Source organism: Kitasatospora sp. NPDC056731 (assembly GCF_040687675.1).
Classification (GTDB): Bacteria; Actinomycetota; Actinomycetes; order Streptomycetales; family Streptomycetaceae; genus Kitasatospora.
Window position 1 is genome coordinate 21202 of record NZ_JBFBNR010000044.1, and the last position, 24103, is coordinate 45304.

At 73.8% G+C, this 24103-nt stretch carries 1 protein-coding gene; it reads left to right on the plus strand.

Going from position 1 to position 24103, the window contains the following annotated elements; translation table 11 throughout:
• Nucleotides 1–49 precede the first annotated feature (49 nt).
• Nucleotides 50–24103 (plus strand): non-ribosomal peptide synthase/polyketide synthase, encoded by a 24054-nt coding sequence (locus tag AB0R04_RS31725; protein WP_363377091.1) that lies wholly within the window; start codon nucleotides 50–52, stop codon nucleotides 24101–24103.

A 24103-nucleotide genomic window follows, 5' to 3' on the forward strand; every position in this document is an offset into this window, starting at 1 on the left:
CCCGGCGCGTCCTGCGCGCCTGCCCGCCCACACTTCTGGAGGTACCCCCATGTCCCGTCGCGACGGCGACGTCCTTGCCCTGACAGCGGCCCAGCGCGAGATCTGGCTCGCCGAGCAGCGCTCCCGGACACCGATCCCCGGTTACCGGGTCGGTGAGTGCCTGGAGATCCACGGGCCGGTCGACCCGGACCTGTTCGCGACCGCGCTGCGCCGCGTCGTCGACGAGGTCGACGCCCTGCACGTGACCTTCGTCGACGGCGGTGACGGCCCGCGCCAGATCCTCCGCGAGACCTGGGACTGGGCACCGGCACACCTGGACCTGAGCGGGGAGCCCGCACCCCGTGCGGCGGCCATGGAGTGGATGGAGCGGGACCTGATGCGCCCGCTGGATCTCGCGCGCGACCCGCTGTTCGGGCACGCGCTGGTCAAGCTGTCGCCGACCGAATTCCTCTGGTACCTGAACTACCACCACGTGGTGCTGGACGCGATCAGCAGTGCCCTGGTCAGGCAGCGGGTCGCCGACGTGTACTCGGCGCTGGCCGAGGGCGGCCCGGTGGCGCCGTCGCCGTTCGGCTCGCTGCGGGACCTGGTCGACAGCGACGCCGCCTACCGGGCGTCGGCGGACTTCACCGCCGACCGCTCCTACTGGACGGAACGCTTCGCCGACCGGCCGGAACCGACGCGGCTCACCCGCACGATCCCGACCGACCCGGACCGCGCGCTCCGATTGGCCGAGGAGCGGGAACTGCGGCGCCCGGACGCGCTGCGCGCCGCGGCGGCGAAGACCGGCGTCCGCTGGTCCCGCCTGGTGATCGCGGCGGCGGCGCTCTACGCGCACCGGCTGACCGGAACGCAGGACGTGGTGCTCGCCCTACCCGTCACGGCCCGTCGGTCCGCCGACCGCGACCTGATGTCGGTGCCGGGCACGATGTCCAACGTGGTGCCCCTGCGGCTGACGGTACGGCCGGACATGTCGTGGCGTGACCTCGTCGCCCAGGCGGCGCGGGAGGTCGAGGCGGCCGTCGCGCACGAGCGGTACCGGAGCGAGGACCTGCTGCGGGACCTCGGGGTGCCCGGCAGCATCGGGACGGCGTTCCCGCTGATCGTCAACATCATGGCGTTCAACTCCCGGCCGACCTTCGCCGGTCACCCCGCCTCCGTGCACCACTTCGTGTCGGGGTCGACCAGCGACCTGGCCGTCTGGGTGTTCGACTACCGGGACGGCAACCCGCCGTTGCTCAGGCTCCACGGCTCGCCCGAGGCGTACGGCGAGGACGACCTCGCCGCCCATCAGCAGCGGCTGATCGCCCTGCTCGACGCCGTCGCGGACTGGGGCCCGGACGAGGTGCTGGGCCGGATCGACCTGCTCACGGCCGCGGAGCACCGAGAGGTGACGGCCCTCGGCACCGGGCCGACGGTCGAGCTCCCGGCCGAGACCCTGCCGGAGCTGTTCCGCAAGCACGTGCGGGCGACGCCGGACCTGGTGGCGCTGGTGTGCGGGGACGTTTCTCTGACCTATGCGGAGCTGGACGAGCGGGCGAACCGGCTGGCGAACGCCCTGGTCGCCCGGGGCGCGGGGCCGGAGCGGCTGGTGGCGGTCGCCCTGCCGAGGTCGGCCGAACTGGTCGTGGCGATCCTCGCGGTGCTCAAGACCGGGGCGGCCTACGTCCCGCTCGATCCCGAATACCCGGCCGCCCGGATCGCCCTCCTGCTCGATGACGCACGCCCGGCCCTGCTGGTGACCGACACCCTCAGCGAGGGCCGGCTGCCGGGGGAGGGTTCCGTCGACCGGCTGGTCGTCGACGACCCGGCGACGGCCGACCTGGTGAACGGCCTGTCAGCGACCGACCCGACGGTGGTCGTCGATCCGGGCCACCCGGCCTACGTCATCTACACCTCCGGCTCCACCGGCCGGCCCAAGGGCGTGGCGCCGACCCACGGCGGTCTGCTCAACCTGCTCACCGACCTCCGGCAGGTCCACTTCCCGTCGGCGATGGGTGGACGGCAGCGGCTGCGGGTGGCCCTGACGACGTCGGTGTCGTTCGATGCCTCGTGGAACCAGCTGCTCGCCCTGTTCGCGGGCCACGAGCTGCACGTCCTGGACCACGAGACCTGGACCGACCCCGACGCCTTCGTCGGCTACGCGGCGCGCCACGGGCTGGACTACATCGAAGCCACCCCGTCCTACCTGCACGTCCTGGTCGCCCACGGGCTCCTGGGCGACCAGAACTGGCGTCCGGGGCTGGTCGCGGCCGGTGGCGAGGCCGTCCCGGAGCGGCTGTGGGGAGAACTACGGTCGGCGGACGGGGTCTCCTGCCTCAACCTCTACGGACCGTCCGAGTGCACCGTCAACCCGGTGATCGCCTCCGTGGGATCGAGTCCGCTCCCGGTCATCGGTCGGCCCGCCGGCAACGTCCGGCTGTACGTGCTCGACGGCGCCCTGCGGCCGCTGCCGGCCGGTACGCCGGGCGAGCTGTACATCGCCGGGCCCTGCCTGGCCCGCGGCTACCTCAACCGGCCGGGCCTGACGGCCGGGCGGTTCGTGGCGGACCCGTTCGGTCCGAGTGGCTCGCGGATGTACCGCACCGGCGACCTGGTGCGCTGGGGTGCAGACCGGAATCTGGAGTTCCTCGGCCGGACCGACGACCAGGTCAAGGTCCGCGGCTTCCGGGTGGAGCTCGGCGAAGTGGAGGCCGTCCTCGCTGAGCACCCGCAGGTCGCCCGGGCCGCCGTCGTGGTGCGCACCGAGGACGAGCCCCGGCTGGTCGCCTACGCCGTCGCCGAGCCCGGCGCCACGGTCACCGACACCGCCCTGCGCGAACACCTCCGGGAGCGGTTGCCCAAGCACATGGTGCCGTCGGCGTTCGTGGCGCTGGACGTCCTGCCGCTGACCCCGAACGGCAAGCTCGACCGGCGGGCCCTGCCGGCCCCCGAGCGGCAGTCGGCTGTGCCGGGCCGCGCTCCGCGCTCTGCGGTCGAGCACCTGCTCGCAGGCCTGTTCGCCGAGGTGCTCGGGGTGTCCGAGCCGGGGCTGGACGACAGCTTCTTCGACCTCGGCGGGCACTCCCTGCTGGCCACCCGGCTGGTCGCCCGGGCCCGGTCGGTGCTGGGCGTGGAGCTGGGGCTGCGCGACCTGTTCGACGCGCCGACGGTGGCGGAACTGGCCGCGGCGGTGGACGTCGCGGGCCGGGCGCGCCCGGCGCTGGGGCGGCGCGAGCGGCCCGAGGCCGTCCCGCTGTCCTTCGCGCAGCGCCGACTGTGGTTCCTGCACCACATGGAGGGCCCGAGCGCCACGTACAACATCCCGCTGACGCTGCGGCTGTCCGGACACCTGGACCAGCGGGCCCTGGACGCCGCACTGGCCGACGTCGTCGAGCGGCACGAGAGCCTGCGCACCGTCTTCCCGGTCGTCGACGGCGTGCCGTGCCAGCGGGTGCTGGACCCCGACGAGGCACGGCCACGGCTACGGGTCACCGAGGTAGGCGAGCACGACCTGCCGGACCTTGTGGCGGAGGCGGCGCGGCACGGCTTCGAGCTCGCCGAGGAGTCGCCGCTGCGTGCCGAGCTCTTCCGGCTCGGCACCGAGGAGCACGTGCTGCTGCTGGTGGTGCACCACATCGCCGGTGACGGCTGGTCGGCGGGCCCGCTCCTGCGGGACCTGAGGACCGCCTACGCGGCCCGTGCCGAGGGCGCGAAGCCCGAGTGGGCCCAACTGCCCGTCCAGTACGCCGACTACGCCCTCTGGCAGCGGGAGCTGCTCGGTGACGGCACTGACCCGGACAGCCTGCTGAGCGGCCAGCTCGCGTACTGGCGGGAGCAGTTGGCGCACCTGCCCGAGCAGGTGGAGCTGCCCTTCGACCGGCCCCGCCCGGCGGTGATGTCCTACCATGGCGCCCACCTGCCGGTGCAGGTCGACGCCGAGCTGCACCAAGGCCTGCGCGAACTCGCCCGCGACGGTGGCGCCAGCCTCTTCATGGTGCTCCAGGCCGGTCTGGCCGCCCTGCTCGGCAAACTCGGCGCCGGCACCGACGTACCGATCGGCACGCCGATCGCGGGACGCACCGACGAGGCCCTGGACGACCTGGTCGGCTTCTTCGTCAACACCCTGGTGCTGCGCACCGACCTGACCGGCGACCCGTCGTTCGCCGAACTGCTGGGCCGGGTCCGCTCCGACGCGCTGGCCGCGTACGCGCACCAGGACGTGCCGTTCGAGCACCTCGTGGAGGCACTGAACCCGACCCGGACACTGGCGCACCACCCGCTCTTCCAGACCATGCTCGCCCTGCAGAACGCCCCGTTCGGCGCCTTCGACCTGCCGGGGCTGCGGGTGACGGCCGATCTGGTGCACACCGGTACGGCCAAGTGCGACCTGACCTTCATCCTGGCCGAACAGCCGGGTACGGAGGGGCTGTCGGGCGTGGTCGAGTACAGCACCGACCTCTTCGACGAGGCCACCGTGGCGGGGATCGTCGACCGGTGGCTGCGGCTGCTGCGCGCCGTCGTCGCCGACCCCGGCCGACGGATCGGCCGGGTGGACGTGCTGTCCGCCGACGAGCTCCGCGCGCTGCTCCCGGCCCGTACCGAGGAGGAGGACGCGCCGGGCAGCAGCCTGACCGCGCTCTTCGAGCGGCGGGTCCGGACCAACCCGGCCGCCGTCGCCCTCACGGACGGTGAAGTAGCCCTTTCCTACGGCGAGTTGAACACCCGCGCCAACCGGCTCGCGCACGCGCTGATCGACCGGGGCGTGGGCCCGGAGCGGCTGGTGGCCCTGGCCCTGCCGCGCTCGGCGGACCTGGTCGTCGCGGTGCTCGCGGTGGTCAAGGCCGGCGGCGCCTACGTGCCGGTGGACCCGAAGTACCCTGCGGCCCGGATCTCCTACCTGCTCCAGGACACCCGGCCCGCGCTGCTCGTCACGACGAGCGGTATCGGCGAGCTGCCGGGGGCGGACCACCTGGACCGGCTGCTGCTGGACTCCGCCGACCTGGACGGGCTGCCGGACACGGACCCGGGGGTCACCGTCGATCCCGGCCACGCCGCCTACGTCATCCACACCTCCGGCTCCACCGGCAACCCCAAGGGCGTCGTGGTTCCGCACCGCAACGTGGTGCGTCTGTTCCGGACGACGGAGGAGCTGTTCGGCTTCACCGCCGACGACGTCTGGACCCTCTTCCACTCCTACGCCTTCGACTTCTCGGTGTGGGAGTTGTGGGGCGCGCTGCTGCACGGCGGCCGCCTCGTGGTCGTGGACCACGAGACCAGCCGCTCGCCCGGCCGCTTCCTGGAACTCCTCGCCCGCGAGCGCGTGACCGTGCTCAACCAGACGCCGTCCGCCTTCTACCAGCTGATGCAGGCGGACACCGAGCACCCGCTTGAACTCGGCCTGAGGACCGTCGTGTTCGGCGGCGAGGCGCTGGAGCGCGCCCGGCTGGCGAGCTGGTACGAGCGGCACGCGGAGGACGCGCCGCGGCTGGTCAACATGTACGGCATCACCGAGACCACGGTGCACGTCACGTACGCCGCGCTCGACCGCTCCGGCACCGCCGCCGGACAGATCGGCGCGGCTCTCCCGGACCTGCGGACGTACGTGCTCGACGACGGCCTGCGGCCGGTGGCCCCGGGCGTGGCCGGCGAGCTGTACGTCGCGGGCCCCGGCGTGGCACGCGGCTACCTGAACCGGCCCGGCCTGACCGCCGGGCGGTTCGTGGCGGACCCGTTCGGACCGCCCGGATCGCGGATGTACCGCAGCGGCGACGTGGTGCGGCGCGCGGCGGACGGCGGCTTGCGCTACGTCGGCCGGGTCGACCAGCAGGTGAAGGTCCGCGGCTTCCGGATCGAGCTCGGCGAGATCGAGGCGGCGCTCGCCGCCCACCCCGGCGTCGCCCAGGTCGCCGTCCTGGCCCGGCAGGACCGGGCCGACGACACCCGGCTGGTCGCGTACCTGGTGCCGGCCGCCGGAGCGGCGCCGCACCCGGCCGACCTGCGTGGGCACCTGCGCGAGCGGCTGCCGGAGCACATGGTGCCCTCGGCGTTCGTCGTGCTGGACGCGCTGCCGCTGACCGCCAACGGCAAGCTCGACCACCAAGCCCTGCCCGCCCCCGACCTCGCCCCGGCGGCCGCCGGCCGCGCGCCGCGCACCCCGCAGGAGCAGGTCCTCTGCGAGCTGTTCGCCGAGGTCCTGGGCGTCGCGTCGGCCGGCGTCGAGGACGGCTTCTTCGACCTGGGTGGGCACTCGCTGCTCGCCACCCGCCTGGCCGCCCGGATCCGTGCGACGCTCGGCGTGGAGATGCCCCTGCGCACCCTGTTCGAGGCGCCGACCCCGGCCGCCCTGGCCGCCGCCCTGGTGGCGGCCGGACCGGCGCAGGCCGCCCTGGCCCGGCGCGAGCGCCCCGAGGTGATCCCGCTGTCGTTCGCGCAACGGCGGCTGTGGTTCCTGCACCAGCTGGAGGGCGCCAGCGCGAACTACCACATCTCCCTGGCCTGGCGGCTGTCCGGGGCTCTGGACCGGCGGGCCCTGGAAGCCGCGGTGGCGGACGTGGTGGCCCGGCACGAGAGCCTGCGCACCGTCTTCCCGGCGGTGGACGGCGTGCCGTACCAGCAGGTGCTGGACGTCGTGGCCGGCCGCCCGCGGCTGGACGTGAGCCGGACCACCGAGGCCGAGCTGTCGTCCGTGATGGCCGAGGCGAAGGACCGTCGGTTCGACCTCGCGGTCGATGTGCCGCTTCGGGGCGAGCTGTTCGAGCTGGCACCGGACGAGCACGTGTTCCAGGTCGTGCTCCACCACATCGCGGGTGACGGCTGGTCGTTGGGCCCGCTCACGCAGGACCTGACCGCCGCCTACGCGGCGCGCTGTCAGGGCGAGGAGCCGCAGTGGGCACCGCTGCCCGCGCAGTACGCCGACTACACCCTGTGGCAGCACGAACTGCTCGGCGACGCCACCGACCGGGACAGCCTGTTCGCGGGCCAGGCGGCCTACTGGACCCGGCAGTTGGCCGGGCTGCCGGAGCAGGTCCAGCTGCCCACCGACCGCCCCCGCCCGGCGGTCGCCTCGCACCGGGGCGGCTCTGTGCGTGCCGGGCTGGACGCCGTGCTGCACCGCGGTCTGCGCGAGCTCGCCCGTGAGCACGGGACCAGTCTGTTCATGGTGCTCCAGGCAGGGTTGGCGGCGCTGCTGAGCAAGCTCGGCGCGGGCGACGACATCCCGGTCGGCAGCCCGGTCGCGGGCCGGACCGACCAGGCGCAGGACGAGCTGGTCGGCTACTTCGTCAACACCCTGGTGTTCCGTACCGACACCTCGGGCGATCCGACCTTCGCCGAGCTGCTGGGCCGGGTCCGGGACACCGCGCTGGCCGGGTACGCCCACCAGGACCTGCCGTTCGAGTACCTGGTCGAGGTCCTGAACCCGTCCCGGTCGCTGTCGCACCACCCGTTGTTCCAGGTCATGCTGGTGCTGCAGAACGCTCCTCGGGCCGACTTCGCGCCGCCCGGGTTGCGCGTCGAGGACGTGCCGTCGACGTCGACCACCGCCAAGCTCGACCTGATCTTCACCATGTCGGAGCGGCACGGACAGGACGGTCCCCCTGGACCTGGCGGCCCGGGAGGTGCCCCCACCCCGGAGGGGATCGACGTTTTCGTCGAGTACACCAGTGACCTCTACGACCCGGCTACCGTCGAGACGATGATCGGGAGGTGGGAGCGGCTGCTCCGCGCCGCGGTCGCCGACCCGCGGCGGCGGCTCAGCCGGATCGGCCTGCTCACGGCCGAGGAACGCGCCGAGCTGACGGCGCTGGGCACCGGCCCGGCGGCCCAGGCCTTCACCGAGAGTCTGCCGGAGTTGTTCCGGGCTCAGGTGCGTGCGACTCCGGACGCCCTCGCGGTGGTCGGGCCGGAAGCGTCGCTGACGTATGCGGAGCTGGACGCGCGGGCGAACCGGTTGGCGCACGCCCTGATCGCGCGGGGGGCGGGGCCGGAGCGGCTGGTGGCGGTCGCGCTGCCGCGCTCGGCCGAGCTGGTGGTGGCGATCCTCGCGGTGCTGAAGACCGGCGCGGCGTACCTCCCGGTCGATCCGGAGTACCCGGCCGCGCGGATCGGGCACATGCTCGACGATGCCCGGCCGGTTCTGGCGGTGACCGGCGCCCGTACCCGGGATCGGCTGCCGGCCGGTCCGGCCGGGCGGCTGGTGGTCGACGACCCGGAGACGGCTGAGCTGGTCGCGGGCTGCCCGGTGACGGACCCCGCGGTGGCCGTCGACCCGGGCCACCCGGTCTACGTCATCTACACCTCCGGTTCGACCGGCAAGCCCAAGGGCGTGGTGGTGACGCACGGCGGCCTGCTCAACCTGTTCGCCGAGCAGCGCCCGCTGGTCTTCCGGATCAAGGAGCGCATGCGGATCGGGCTGACCACGTCCGTGTCGTTCGACGCCTCCTGCGACCAACTGTTCGCCCTGTTCGCCGGCCACGAGCTGCACGTCCTGGACGAGGCGACCTGGACCGACCCGGACGCCTACCTCGAGTACGCCGCGCGGGCCGGGCTGGACACTGTCGGCGGAACCCCGTCCTACCTGCAAGTCCTCGTCGATCACGGCCTGTTGGACCACCCAAGGTGGCGTCCGTCGATGGTCGGACTGGGCGGCGAGGCCGTGCCGGGGCAGCTGTGGGAGCGGCTGCGGGCGGCCGACGGGGTGTTGTCCCTCAACTATTACGGGCCGGCCGAGTGCACGGTGGACTCGGTCTACGCGCCGGTGGAGTCGAGCGCGCGCCCGGTGATCGGACGGCCGCTGGGGGGCGTCCGGCTGCATGTGCTCGACGCCGCGTTGCAGCCGGTGCCCGTCGGTGTGCCGGGTGAGCTGTACCTCGCCGGTGCGGGCCTCGCGCGCGGCTATCTGAACCGGCCGGGTCTGACCGCGGGACGGTTCGTGGCGGACCCGTTCGGTCCGAGTGGATCTGGGCCCCTCGCCCCCAGCCTGGCGGCTGGGAGGTGCCCCCAGCCCGATGGCGGGCAAGGAGGGCGGATGTACCGCACCGGCGACCTGGTGCGCTGGGGCACGGACGGGAACCTGGAGTTCCTCGGCCGTACCGACGACCAGGTCAAGGTGCGCGGCTTCCGGATCGAACTCGGCGAGATCGAGACCGCACTGGCGGAACACCCGAAGGTCGCGCGGGCCGCCGTGATCGTTCGGCAGGACCGGGTGCGGGACACCCGCCTGGTCGCCTACCTGGTTCCCGCCACCGGGGCGGAGCCTCGGCCGGAGGACCTGCGGGCCCACCTGCGCGAGCGCCTGCCGGACTACATGGTGCCCGCCGCGTTCGTCTCCCTCGACGCCCTGCCGTTGAACGCCAGCGGCAAGGTGGACCGGCGCGCCCTGCCCGAGCCCGAGTCCACTGCGACGCAGGCCGGCCGGGCACCGCACACTCCTCAGGAACAGGTGCTGGCCGGACTGTTCGCCGAGGTGCTGGGCCTGCCCGGGGTCGGCGTCGACGACGACTTCTTCGACCTCGGCGGGCACTCCCTGCTGGCCACCCGGCTGGTGGCCCGGGTCCGCGCGACGCTGGGCGTGGAGCTGCCGCTGCAGACCCTGTTCCGCAGCCCGACCGTGGCCGGGCTGGCCGCCGGGCTGGGCGGGGCGGACCGGGCCCGGCTGGCCCTGGAGCGGGCGGAGCGGCCCGACCGCGTGCCGCTGTCGTCCGCACAGCGGAGGCTGTGGTTCCTGCGCCAGTTGGAGGGCGCCGACCCCGTCTACAACATGCCGCTCGCGTGGCGGCTCTCGGGACCGCTGGACCCGGCGGCCATGGACGCGGCGCTGGGCGACCTCGGCGCCCGGCACGAGACCCTGCGCACGGTCTTCCCGTCGGTGGACGGTGTGCCCCACCAGCAGGTGCTGGCCGCCGGAGAGGCGCGCCCGAGGCTGTCGGTCACCCCGACCGACGAGCCGGCCCTGCCGGAACTGCTGACGGCGGCCGCGGCGCGCGGATTCGACCTCGCCACCGAACCGCCGCTGCGCGCCGAGCTGTTCGAACTCTCGGCGAACGAGCACGTGCTGCTCCTGGTGATGCACCACATCGCCGGCGACGGCTGGTCGCTGGGCCCGCTCGCGGCCGACCTGGCCACCGCGTACGCGGCGCGCCGCCGGGGCGAGGAGCCGCAGTGGGCGCCGCTGCCCGTGCAGTACGCCGACTACACCCTGTGGCAGGACCGGCTGCTCGGTGACGCGACCGACCAGGACAGCCTGTTCACCCGTCAGGCTGACTACTGGACGCGGACCCTGGCAGGCCTGCCGGAGCAGATCCCCCTCCCCGCCGACCGCCACCGTCCCGCGGCGCCCTCCTACTCCGGTGGCCACCTCGCGATCGAACTGGACGCCGAGCTGCACGCCGGGCTGGTCCGGTTGGGCCGGGAGCACGGCGCCAGCGTGTACATGGTGCTGCAGGCGGCCCTGGCATCGCTGCTGGACAAGCTCGGCGCGGGCACGGACATCCCGGTCGGCAGTCTGATCGCCGGCCGGACCGACGAGGCCCTGGACGACCTCGTCGGGTTCTTCGTCAACACCCTGGTGCTCCGCACGGACACCAGCGGCGACCCGTCCTTCGCCGAGCTGCTGGTCCGGGTCCGGGAGGGCGCGCTCGGCGCGTACGCGCACCAGGACCTGCCGTTCGAGCACGTCGTCGAGGCCCTCAACCCGTCCCGGTCGCTCACCCGGCAGCCGTTGTTCCAGGTGCTGCTCGCGCTGCAGAACGTGCCCCGCACCGAGTTCACGCTGAGCGGCCTGAGCGCCGAGATCGTCCTGGTCCGGACGCCCACGGCGATGTTCGACCTCGGCTTCCACCTGCTGGAGCGCGGTGGCACCGGCGGGCCGGCCGAAGGCATCATCGGGCGGGTCGAGTACAGCACCGACCTGTTCGACCGGGCCGCGGTGGAGGTGCTGGTCGCCCGCTGGCTACGCCTGCTGGCGGCGGTCGTCGCCGCGCCGGACCGGCCGCTGAGCCGGATCGACGTCCTCACCGCCGGGGAGCGGCACGAGCTGCTGATCGCCCGCAACGACACCGCGCGTCCGGTCCCGCCCGAGGGCCTGGCGGCCCTGTTCGAGGCGCAGGTCCGGGAGACCCCGGCGGCTGAGGCGGTGCTGTTCGAGGACACCGCGCTGACCTACCGCGAGCTGAACCGCCGGGCCAACCGCCTGGCCCACGCGCTGATCGCGCGTGGGGTGGGGCCGGAGCAGGTCGTCGCCCTGCGCCTGCCGCGCTCGGCGGAGCTGGTGGTGGCCGTCCTCGCGGTGCTCAAGACGGGGGCGGCCTACCTGCCGGTCGACCCGGACTACCCGGCGGCCCGCATCGCGTACATGCTGGAGGACGCCCGGCCGGCCGTGGTACTCGACGACCTCGCGGACGTCACACCCGCCGGGGACCACCCGGAGACCGACCCCGTCGTCACCGTGGACGCCCGGCACCCGGCCTACGTCATCTACACCTCCGGCTCCACCGGCCGGCCCAAGGCCGTGGTGATGCCCGCCGCCGGGCTGCTGAACCTGCTGGAGTGGCACCACCGCGCCGTCGGCGGTGAACCCGGCACGCGCACCGCGCAGTTCACCGCGCTCAGCTTCGACGTCTCGGTGCAGGAGGTGCTCTCCGCGCTGCTGTTCGGCAAGACCCTGGTGGTGCCGACGGAGGAACAGCGCCGCAGCGCCGAGCAGTTCGCCCACTGGCTGGACCGGCACGAAGTCGAGGAGCTGTTCGCACCCAACCTGGTGATCGAGGCGCTCGCCGAGGCCGCGGAGGAAGCCGGGCTGGAGCTGCCGGGCCTGCGGCTGATCGCGCAGGCCGGCGAGGCGATGCGTCTGAGCGGTGCGGTGCGCCGCTTCCGGGCCCGCGGGCCGGGCCGGGTGCTGCACAACCACTACGGCCCCGCCGAGACCCATGTGATCACCGCCTACCCGCTGCCGGCCGCCCCCGCGGACTGCCCGTCGCCGGTGCCGATCGGCCGGCCGATCGCCAACTGCCAGGTGTACGTGCTGGATGCGGCGCTGCGGCTGGTCGCCCCCGGCGTGCTGGGGGAGCTGTACCTGGCCGGGGCGGGCCTGGCCCGCGGGTACCTGAACCGGCCCGGGCTCACCGCCGGGCGCTTCGTCGCCAACCCGTTCGAGGTGGGCAGCCGGATGTACCGCACCGGGGACCTGGTGCGCTGGCGGGCCGACGGGGAGTTGGAGTTCGCCGGCCGGGTCGACCACCAGGTGAAGGTGCGCGGGTTCCGGGTCGAGCCCGGCGAGATCGAGGCCGAGCTGACCGCGCACCCGGGCGTGGCCCAGGTCGCGGTGCTCGCCCGCGAGGACCGGATCGTCGCGTACGTCGTCCCCGTGGCCGGGAGCGGGGCGACCGCGACGGCGCTGACGGCGTACCTGCGCGACCGGGTGCCGGACTACCTGGTGCCGTCCGCGTTGGTGCTGCTGGACGCGCTGCCGCTGACGCCGAACGGGAAGCTGGACCGGGCGGCGCTGTCGGCGCCCGAGGCCACGATCAGGGAGACCGGCCGGGCGCCGCGCACCCCGCAGGAGCAGATCCTGTGCGAGCTGTTCGCGGAGGTGCTGGGCCGGGGCCAGGTCGGTGTCGACGAGGACTTCTTCGCGCTGGGCGGGCACTCGCTGCTCGCCACCCGGCTGGTCTCGCGGATCCGGGCGACCCTCGGGGTCGAGCTGGAGCTGCGAAGCCTGTTCCGGACCCCGACACCCGCCGGACTGGCGGCCGGGCTGCACGACGCCGGCACCGCGCGGCAGGCCCTGGTGCCCAGGTCCCGCCGCGAACCGATGCCGCTGTCGTTCGCCCAGCGCCGGCTCTGGTTCCTCCAGCAGTTCGGGGCACCGAGCGCCACCTACCACATGCCGCTGGCCCTGCGGCTGTCCGGCGACCTCGACCGGGCTGCGCTGAGCGCCGCGCTCGCGGACGTGGTGGCCCGGCACGAGACCCTGCGCACGGTCTTCCCGCACACCGCCGGAATCCCGTACCAGCGGGTGCTGGACAGCACCGAGGCCGCCGTGCCGCTGACCGTACGCGCGGCCGGCGAGGCGGAGGTGCCCGCCCTGCTGCGCGAGGCGGCGGTGCGGGGCTTCGACCTGACCTCGGAAGTACCGCTGCGGGCGGAGCTGTTCGCGGTCGCGCCGGACGAGCACGTGCTGCTGCTGGTGATGCACCACATCGCCGGCGACGGCTGGTCCATGGGCCCGTTGTCCGCCGACCTGGCCACCGCCTACGCCGCCCGGCGGGGTGGCGGGTCACCCGCCTGGCCGCCGCTGCCGGTGACGTACGGCGACTACACCCTGTGGCAGCACGAGATCCTCGGCGACGAGCACGACGGGGACAGCCTCTTCGCCCGGCAGGTCCGGTACTGGAGCGAGGAGCTGGCAGGGCTGCCCGAGCAACTGCAACTGCCGGTCGACCGGCCCCGCCCGGCGACCATGTCGTACGGCGGAGACCTGCTGGAACTCCGGATCGACGCCGAACTGCACGCCGCCCTGCTGGAGCTGGCCCGGCGGTCGGGGGCCAGCCTGTTCATGGTGTTGCAGGCGGCGTTGGCGGCGCTGTACACACGGCTGGGCGCGGGCACGGACATCCCGATCGGGAGCCCGGTCGCCGGCCGGACGGACGAGGCGCTGGACGACCTGGTCGGGTTCTTCATCAACACCCTGGTGTTGCGGACGGACACCAGCGGTGACCCGAGCTTCACGGAGCTGCTGGGGCGGGTGCGGGAGACGGCGTTGTCGGCGTACGCGCACCAGGACGTGCCGTTCGAGCACCTGGTGGAGGCGCTGAACCCGTCCCGCTCGCTGTCCCACCACCCGCTGTACCAGACCGGGCTGGTCGTGCAGAACGCGCCGGGCGGTGACTTCGAGCTGCCGGGCCTCCAGGTCTCCGGGGTGAGCGTGCTCACCGGGACCGCGCGGCTCGACCTGACCTTCGGGTTCGCGGAGGAACACGGGTCCGACGGCGCGCCGGCCGGGCTCAGCGGTGCGGTCGAGTACAGCACCGACCTGTTCGACCGTTCGACGGTCGAGGCCCTGGTCGCCCGGTGGACCAGGCTGCTGGCCGCGGTCGCCGCCGCGCCCGATCAGCCGATCGGCGGGATCGAGCTGCTCTCTGCCGAGGAGCGCCGCGAGCTGCTGCCCGCCGTCGAGGGCGGGGCGGCGCCGACCAACCTGCCGGAGCTCTTCGCGGCGCAGGTGGCGGCGACGCCGGACGCGGTTGCGCTGGTGTGCGGTGATGTGGAGTTGACGTACCGGGAGTTGAACGCTCGGGCGAACCGGTTCGCGCATGCGTTGATCGCGCGGGGGGTGGGTCCGGAGCGGTTGGTGGCGGTGGCGTTGCCGCGCTCGGTGGAGTCGGTGGTGGCGGTCCTCGGTGTGCTGAAGGCCGGGGCGGCGTACCTGCCGGTGGATCCGGTGTACCCGCGGGCGCGGATCTCGTTCATGCTCGACGACGCCCGGCCTTCGGTGGTGGTCGACGATCCGGCGATGGTGGGCGGCGGAGACTGGCCGGACGCGGACCCGGTGGTCGCGCTCGACGTCCGGCACCCGGCCTACGTGATCTACACCTCGGGCTCGACCGGCCGCCCCAAGGGCGTCGTGGTGAGCCACGGCGGTGTGTCGGGCCTGGTGGCGGCGCAGGTCGAGCGGCTCGGCCTGGTGCCCGGCAGCCGGGTCCTCCAGTTCGCCTCGCCCAGCTTCGACGCGTCGTTCTGGGACCTGTGCAGCGCCCTGCTCACCGGTGCCGCCCTCGTCCTGGCGCCGGCTGATGCCCCGCTGGAGGCGCTGACGGACCGCCGGCTCGGCGTCACCCATGTGACCCTGCCGCCCTCGGCCCTGGCCGCGTTGGACGGTGCCGAGCTCACGGCCGCAACCCTGGTGGTCGCGGGTGAGGCGTGTGCACCGGAGCTGGTGGCCCGGTGGGCGCGCGAGCGCCGGATGATCAACGCCTACGGTCCGACCGAGACGACGGTCTGCGCGACGATGAGCGACCCGCTGTCGCCCGGCTCGGGCGTGCCGCCGATCGGCCGCCCGGTCGCGGGCTTCCGGGTGTACGTGCTCGACGAGCGACTGAGCCTCGTACCGCCGGGCGTGGCAGGGGAGTTGTATGTCGCCGGCCCCGGTCTGGCGCGCGGGTACCTGAACCGGCCCGGGCTCACCGCCGGGCGGTTCCTCGCCTGCCCGTTCGGCGCGGCGGGCGAGAGGATGTACCGCACCGGTGACGTGGTGCGGCGCCGAGCGGACGGAGAGCTGGAGTACGTCGGCCGCGCCGACCAGCAGGTGAAGGTGCGCGGCTTCCGGATCGAACTCGGCGAGGTCGAGGCCGCACTGGCCGAGCACCCCGGGGTCGCCCAGGCCGCCGTCGTGGCCCGGGAGGACCGGCTCTTCGGCTACGTGGCGGCCCGTCCCGACGTGGCCGTCCGTCCAGCGGAGCTGGCGGCGTACCTGCGCGACCGGCTGCCCGACTACCTGGTGCCGGCCGTGTTCACGGTGCTGGACGTGCTGCCGCTGACGCCCAACGGCAAGCTGGACCGCGCCGCGCTGCCCACTCCCGACCTCGGCTCGGCCGAGGTCGGCCGGGCGCCACGCACCCCGCAGGAGCAGATCCTGTGCGAGCTGTTCGCCGAGGTGCTGGGCCGGCCGCAGGTCGGAGTCGATGACGACTTCTTCGACCTCGGCGGGCACTCCCTGCTCGCCACTCGGCTGGCCGCCAGGGTGCGCTCGGTGCTCGGCGTGGAGCTTGGACTGCGCGCGCTGTTCCAGGCGCCCACGGTGGCGGGTCTGGTCGGGTCGCTGGCGGAGGCCGGCCGTGCCCGCCCGACGCTGACCGCACGGGAGCGGCCGGAGGCGGTGCCGCTGTCCTTCGCCCAGCGCCGGCTCTGGTTCCTGCACCGCATGGACGGCGCGACCGCGACCTACCACATCCCGCTGGCGCTCCAGCTGACCGGGACGCTCGACCGGGCGGCGCTGGACGAAGCGCTGGCCGACGTGGTGGCCCGGCACGAGAGCCTGCGGACGGTGTTCCCGGAGGTGGACGGCGTCCCGTGCCAGCGGGTCCTGGACCCGGCCGAGGCCCGGCCCCGGGCCGGGCTGACCGAGGCCTCACAGGCCGAACTGCACGACCGGCTCGCCGAGTTCGCCCGGCGACCCTTCGACCTGGCGGCGGAGCCACCGCTGCGGGCGGAGCTGTTCGCGGTCGCGCCGGACGAGCACGTGCTGCTGCTGGTGATGCACCACATCGCCGGTGACGGCTGGTCCACCGGCCCGCTGGCCCGGGACCTCGCCGAGGCGTACGCGGCCCGGAGCGAGGGCCGCGCGCCGGGCTGGCCGGACCTGCCGGTGCAGTACGCCGACTACACGCTCTGGCAGCGCGACCTGCTCGGCGACGCAGCCGACCCACAGAGCCGCTTCGCCGAGCAGCTCGACCACTGGAAGCGGCAGCTGTCCGACCTCCCGGAGCTGCTACAGCTGCCCGCCGACCGGCCGCGGCCGGCCGTCGCCGGCTGGCACGGCGATCACGTCGGCCTGGAACTGAGCCCCGAACTGCACGCCGCTCTGACCGAGTTGGCGCGGAACACCGGCACCAGCCTGTTCATGGTGCTGCAGGCGGCGCTGGCGGCGTTGTACACGCGGCTGGGCGCGGGCACGGACATCCCGATCGGGAGTCCGATCGCGGGGCGCACGGACGAGGCGCTGGACGACCTGGTCGGGTTCTTCGTGAACACGCTGGTGCTGCGCACCGACACGAGCGGTGATCCGAGCTTCACCGAACTGCTCGGGCGGGTACGGGAGGCCTCGCTGTCGGCGTACGCGCACCAGGACGTGCCGTTCGAGCACCTGGTGGAGGTGCTGAACCCGTCCCGGTCGCTGTCGCACCACCCGCTGTTCCAGACCATCCTGGCCGTGCAGAACGCCCCGATGGGCCGGTTCTCGCTGCCGGGCCTGGAGGTCGCCACCTACGCGGTGGCCACCGGAACCGCCAAGTTCGACCTCGGGGTGAGCCTCGTCGAGCGGTTCGGTCCGGACGGGAGCCCGGCCGGGATCGTCGGTGCGGCGGAGTACGCCACCGACCTGTTCGACCGCTCGACGATCGAAGCCCTCCTCCGGCGCTGGACGCTCCTGCTGGAGGCGGTCACCGCCGACCCGGACCGGCCGCTCGGAGGGATCGACCTCCTCGACTCCGACGAGCGGAACCGGCTGCTGGAGCGGGGCAACGAGACCGCCCGCGAGGTGGGTGCCGTGCCGGTGCCGCAGGCCTTCGCGGCGCAGGTGGCGGCGACGCCGGACGCGGTCGCGCTGGTCTGTGGCGATGCGGAGTTGACGTACCGGGAGTTGGACGCTCGGGCGAACCGGTTCGCGCATGCGCTGATCGCCCGGGGCGTGGGCCCGGAGCAGCTGGTAGCGGTGGCCCTGCCGCGTTCGGTGGAAGCGGTGATCGCCATCCTGGGCATCCTGAAGGCCGGGGCGGCGTACCTGCCGGTGGATCCGGCGTACCCGCAGTCGCGGATCGACTTCATGCTGGCGGACGCCCGTCCGGCGCTGATGGTCGATGACCCCGCCATGGTGGTCGAGGGCGACTGGCCGGAGACCGACCCGGACGTCGCTCTCGATGTCCGGCACCCGGCCTACGTGATCTACACCTCGGGTTCGACCGGCCGCCCCAAGGGCGTTGTGGTCGCCCACGGCGGTGTGGCCAGTCTGGTCGCCGCCCAGATCGAGCGGTTCGCGATCGAACCCGACAGCCGGGTGCTTCAGTTCGCCTCGCCCAGCTTCGACGCCTCGGTGTCGGAGATCTTCACCGCGCTGCTGTGCGGCGCGGCCCTGGTGCTGCCCCCGGCGGCGGAGCCGGTCGCCGCGCTGACCGATCCGGGGCTCGCGGTCACCCACGTGACCGTGCCGCCGTCCGTCCTGGCGGCCCTGCCGGAGGGCGCGGTGACGGTGTCGACCCTGGTGGTGGCGGGCGAGGCGTGCCCGCCGGAGCTGGTGGAGCGGTGGGCGCCGGGCCGGCGGATGGTCAACGCGTACGGCCCGACGGAGACGACGGTGTGCGCGACGATGAGCGACCCGCTGTCCCCGGGGGCGGGCGTGCCGCCGATCGGGCGGCCGATCGCCAACGCGCGGGTGTACGTGCTGGACGAGCGGCTGCGGCCGGTGCCGCCCGGTGTGCCCGGGGAGCTGTACGTCGCCGGCGCGGGCCTGGCGCGTGGCTACCTGAACCGGCCGGCCCTGACGGCTGGGCGCTTCGTCGCCTGCCCGTTCGAGGCGGGCAGCCGGATGTACCGCACCGGAGACGTGGTGCGCTGGCTGGGCGACGGGCAGTTGGAGTACGTCGGCCGCGCCGACGACCAGGTGAAGGTGCGCGGCTTCCGGGTCGAGCCCGGAGAGATCGAGTCGGCGTTGGCCGAGCACCCCGCCGTCGCCCGGGCCGCCGTCCTCGCCCAGGACGACCGGCTCATCGGCTACGTCGTCCCCCGGCAGGAGGAGGCCCGCGACAGCGCCCTCGAAGCGGACCACGTGGGCGAGTGGCGGGACATCTACGACGCCCTGCCCATCGCTCCCGAGGAAGCCGGCTTCGGCCAGAACTTCGTCGGCTGGAACAGCAGTTACGACGCGAGCCCGATCCCCGTCGAGCAGATGCGGGAGTGGCGGGACGCGACCGTGGCCCGCATCCTGGCCCTGCGCCCCCGCAGGGTGCTGGAGGTCGGCGTCGGCACCGGTCTGCTGCTCTCGCAGATCGCACCGCACTGCGAGACCTACTGGGCGACCGACTTCTCCGCCACCGCGATCGACGCGCTGGCCACCCAGGTCGCCCGGCAGGAGCAGCTGGCCAGCCGCGTCGTGCTGCACACCCGCCCGGCGCACGACACCGCCGGCCTGCCCGTCGGGCAGTTCGACACCATCGTCATCAACTCGGTGGTGCAGTACTTCCCGTCCGCCGACTACCTCGCCGACGTCATCCAAAAGCTGATGGGACTGCTCACCCCCGGCGGCGCGCTCTTCGTCGGCGACGTCCGCAACCTGCGGCTGCTGCGTCCGCTGGCCACCGCCGTCCAACTGCACCGGGTCGGCGAAGGCGCCGACTTCACCGCGGTGCGCCGCGCTGTGGAGCAGGCCGTCCGGGTGGAGAAGGAGCTCCTGGTCGACCCGGACTTCTTCACCGTCCTTCGGGAGCACGGCACGGACATCGGCGCGATGGCCGTCGAGGTCAAGCGCGGCCGCCACCACAACGAGCTGACCCGCTACCGCTACGACGTGACGCTGCACAAGCCGCCGGTCACCCCGACGGCCCCGGACCGGTCCGTCGAACTGGCGTGGGGACAGCAGATCGCCGGGCCGGCCGAACTGCGCGAGCTGCTCGCCCAGCCGCCCGCCGACGTGCTGCGGATCACCGGGGTGCCGAACCGCCGCGTGGCGCGGGAGGCCGCTCTGGCCCGGGCGGTGCAGAACGGGGACGGCTCGCTCGCCGAGTTGCTGGAACGGTTGCATGCCCTGGGGGACAGCGATGTCCCCGACCCGGAGGACTTCCACGCCCTCGGGACGGAGTTCGGCCGCTCGGCGGTCGTCACCTGGTCGGCCACCGCGGCGGACGCCGTGGACGTCGTCTTCACCGACCCACAGGCGCTCCACCGCTCCCCGGTCGAGGCCTACCGGCCGGCCCGGGCCACGGGTGCGTCGCTGTCCTCGCTGGCCAACCGCCCGACCGACAGCCGGGGCACCGGCGCCCTCCTGGGTGAACTCCGTGACTGGCTGCGGGGCCGGCTGCCCGATTACCTGGTCCCGTCGGCGTTCGTGGCGCTGGAGGCGCTGCCGCTGACCGCCAACGGCAAGCTCGACCGCCGTGCGCTGCCGGCCCCCGACCTCGGCCCCGTCGCCGTCGGGCGGGCGCCGCGCACCCCGCAGGAGCAGCTCCTCGCCGAGCTGTTCGCCGAGGTGCTCGGCCTGGCACAGGTCGGCGTCGACGACAGCTTCTTCGACCTCGGCGGCCACTCGCTGCTGGCGACCCGGCTGGCCTCCCGGGTCCGGGCCACCCTCGGCGCGGAGCTGGAGGTCCGGACGCTGTTCGAGAGCCCGACCGTGGCCGGGCTGGCCGCCCGCCTGGACGGCTCCGGAGCGGCGCGACCCGCGCTGATCGTCCGGCCGAGGCCCGAGCGGGTGCCGCTGTCCTTCGCCCAGCGCCGCCTGTGGTTCCTGCACCGGATGGACGGGCCGAGCGCCACCTACAACATGCCGCTCGCGCTCAGCCTGACCGGCGAACTGGACCGCCAGGCCCTGCACGCCGCGCTCGCGGACGTGGTCGCCCGGCACGAGAGCCTGCGGACGGTCTTCCGTGAGACGGACGGCGTGCCCCACCAGGTCGTGCTGAGCGCCGCGCAGGCGCACCCCGCACTGCCGGTGGTCGAGCTCGACGAGAGCCGGCTGGCGGAGCGCCTGGCGGAGACGGCGCAGTGCGGCTTCGACCTCGCGGCGGAGCCGCCGGTCCGGGCGGAGCTGTACGTCCTCGCCCCCGACCGGCACGTGCTGCTGGTCGTGGTGCACCACATCGCCGCCGACGGCTGGTCGATGGGCCCACTCTCGGGTGACCTCGCCGCGGCCTACGCGGCCCGCTGCCGGGGCGAGGCCCCGCAGTGGTCCCCGCTGCCGGTGCAGTACGCCGACTACAGCGCCTGGCAACGCGACCTGCTCGGTGACGCCGCCGACCCGGACAGCCTGTTCGCCCGGCAACTGGCCTACTGGAAGGAGGAGCTGTCCGGCGTCCCGCAGCAGCTACAGCTGCCGGCCGACCGGCCGCGGCCGCCGGTGGCCTCCCAGCGGGGCGACCGGGTCGTGGTCCGACTGGACGCCGAACTGCACCAGGCGCTGCGGGACCTGGCCGCCGCGCGCGGCGCCAGCATGTTCATGGTGCTCCAGGCCGGACTCGCGGCCCTGCTCACCCGGCTCGGAGCCGGCACGGACATCCCGGTCGGCAGTCCGATCGCCGGCCGTACCGACCAGGCGCTGGACGAGCTCGTCGGCTTCTTCGTCAACACCCTGGTGCTGCGCACCGACACCGGCGGGGACCCCGGATTCGCCGAACTGCTCGGCCGGGTCCGGCAGAGGGCGCTCACCGCGTACGACCACCAGGACGTGCCGTTCGAGTACCTGGTCGAGGTGGTCAACCCCGCGCGGTCGCTGGCCCACCACCCGCTGTTCCAGATCATGCTGGCCCTGCAGAACGCACCGGTCGGCGAGTTCGCGCTGCCGGGGCTGGAGACCGGCCACCTGGAGGCGCCGACCGGTACGTCCCGGGTCGACCTGACCTTCAGCCTGGCCGAGCAGTTCCGCCCGGACGGTGGCCCCGGCGGCCTGGTCGGTGCGGTGGAGTACGCCACCGACCTGTTCGACGCGCCCACCGTGGAGCTGCTGTTCGAGCGCTTGGCCCGTCTGCTGCGCGCGGCGGTCGCCGACCCCGACCGGCCGATCAGCCGGATCGACATCATGCCCGTCGAGGAACGCCGCCGACTGCTCGACGGGTCCAACGGTGCCGCGGCCGAGCTGCCCGGGGCCGCGGTGCCGGAGTTGTTCGCCCGCCAGGTGCGGGCCACCCCGGAGGCGGTCGCGGTCGTGGCCGGTGGCACCGAGCTGACCTACGCAGAGCTCGACCTGCGGACCAACCGCTTGGCGCGGGCGTTGATCCGCCAGGGCGTTCGGCCGGAGACGCCGGTCGCGGTCATGCTGGACCGCTCGGCGGAGCTGGTCGTGGCGATCCTGGCGATCATCAAGGCCGGTGGCGCCTACGTGCCGCTGGACTCGCGCTTCCCCTCCTCCCGGATCGACCTGATCCTGCGGGAGAGCGGGGCGGCCCTGGTGCTCACCCAGGAGGTGATCACCGCGCTGGTGCAGTCCGAGGCCGCCGATCCCTCCGGCATCGAAGTCCGGTGTGAATCAGGGCAGTTGGCGTACATCATGTACACCTCCGGCTCGACCGGCCGGCCGAAGGGCGTGGCCGTCACCCACCATGACGTGGTGGGTCACGCGCTGACGCCCGAGTTCCGCGGCGGCGGACACGAGCGGGTGCTGATGCACTCCCCGACGGCCTTCGACCTCTCCACCTACGAGCTGTGGGTGCCGCTGCTCAACGGCGGCCGGGTCGTGGTCGCGCCGCCGGAGCAGCTCGACCTCGACCTGTTGCAACACACGATCACCTCGTACGGGGTGACCGGACTGTGGCTCACGGCCGGACTGTTCCGCCTGGTCGCCGAGGAGCGCCCGGGCCTGCTCGCCGGGGTGCGCGAAGTGTGGACCGGCGGCGACGTGGTCTCCCCGGCCGCCGTCGCCAGGGTCCTGGCGGCCTGCCCCGGCATCGAGGTGGTCAACGGCTACGGGCCCACCGAGGCCACCACCCTGGCCACCTGCCACCCGGTGGGCGTCCTTCCCGAAAACGCCGCGACCGTGCCGATCGGCCGGCCGATGGCGAACATGCGCGCCTACGTGCTCGACGACAGGCTGCGCCCGGTGCCGACTGGCATGGTCGGCGAGCTGTACCTCGCGGGGACGGGCGTGGCCCGCGGCTACCTCGGGCGGACCGGCCTGACGGCGGAGCGCTTCACCGCCGACCCGTACGGGCCGGACGGGAGCCGGATGTACCGCACCGGCGACCTCGCGTCGTGGCGGACCGACGGCACGCTGGACTTCGCCGGACGCGCCGACCACCAGGTCAAGCTGCGCGGCCTGCGGATCGAGCCCGGAGAGATCGAGGCGGTCCTGGCGGGCTGCCCGGGCATCGCCCAGGCGGCGGTGGTCGCCCGGGAGGACCGGCCGGGCGACAAGCGGCTGGTCGCCTACCTGGTGCCCGCCCCCGAGGGCGCGCCCGAGGCTGGGGAGCTGTCCGGCCGGCTGCGCCGCGAACTGCCGGACTACATGGTGCCGGCGGCGTTCGTCACCGTGGACGCGCTGCCGCTGACCGCTAACGGCAAGCTCGACCGGGCCGCGCTGCCGGCCCCCGAGTACGGGGCCTCGGACGTCGGGCGCGGCCCCCGGACGCCGCAGGAGCAGTTGTTGTGCGGGCTGTTCGCCGAGGTCCTCGGCCGGGAGCGGGTCGGCATCGACGACAACTTCTTCGATCTGGGCGGGCACTCGCTGCTGGCCGCCCGCCTGGCCTCGCGGGTCCGCGAGACCCTCGGTCTGGAGTTGGGCCTGCGCATGCTGTTCGAGGCGCCGACCGTGGCCGGTCTCACCGAGCGTCTGCTCATGGACGATCCCGACGACGCGTTGGACGTGGTGCTGCCGCTGCGTTCGACCGGGACCGGGACACCGCTGTTCTGCATCCACCCCGGCGGCGGCATCAGCTGGTCGTACAGCGGACTGCTGAACCACCTCGGCCCGCAGCACCCGGTCTACGCCATCCAGGCGCGCGGTCTCGGCCGGCCCGAAGCCCTGCCGACGTCCTACGAGGAGATGGCGGCCGACTACGCCGACCAGATCCAGAAGATCCAGCCGGAGGGCCCGTACCTGCTGCTCGGCTGGTCCGCCGGCGGGCTGATCGCCCACGCGCTGGCCTGCGAGCTGCAGTCGCGCGGCGAGCGGACCGCACTGTTGGCGATCCTCGACGCCTACCCGGTGAAGGAGGTGCGGTTCGAGGTGGCTCCGGTGCCCACAGTGCGGGACGTGCTCGTCGGTGTGCTCGACGTCGACCCGGACGAACTGGGCGAGCGGGAGATCACCTACGCCGAGGTCGCCGAGGTGCTGAACCGGCGGGGCAGTGCGCTGGCCGGCCTGAACGAGCGGCAGGTCGAGGTGATCGTCGAAATCATGATCAACAACGCGAAGCTGGCGGTCGACTTCGTCCCCGGCGGCTTCGACGGAGACCTGCTGCTCTTCAACTCCACGATCGACCGGGCCGAGGACAACGCCGGGCCCGAGACCTGGCGCCCCTACGTCACCGGCCGGATCGAATCGCACGAGATCACCACCCGGCACGACCGGATGACCCAAGTCGGCTCGCTCGCCCAGATCGGGCCGATCCTGGCCGCCAGGATCACCGAGGCTACCAGTGACACCGATGGTGCCGAGGCCACCGATGGCGCCGACGGCACCACCACCCTTTCCCACCAGGAGGACTGA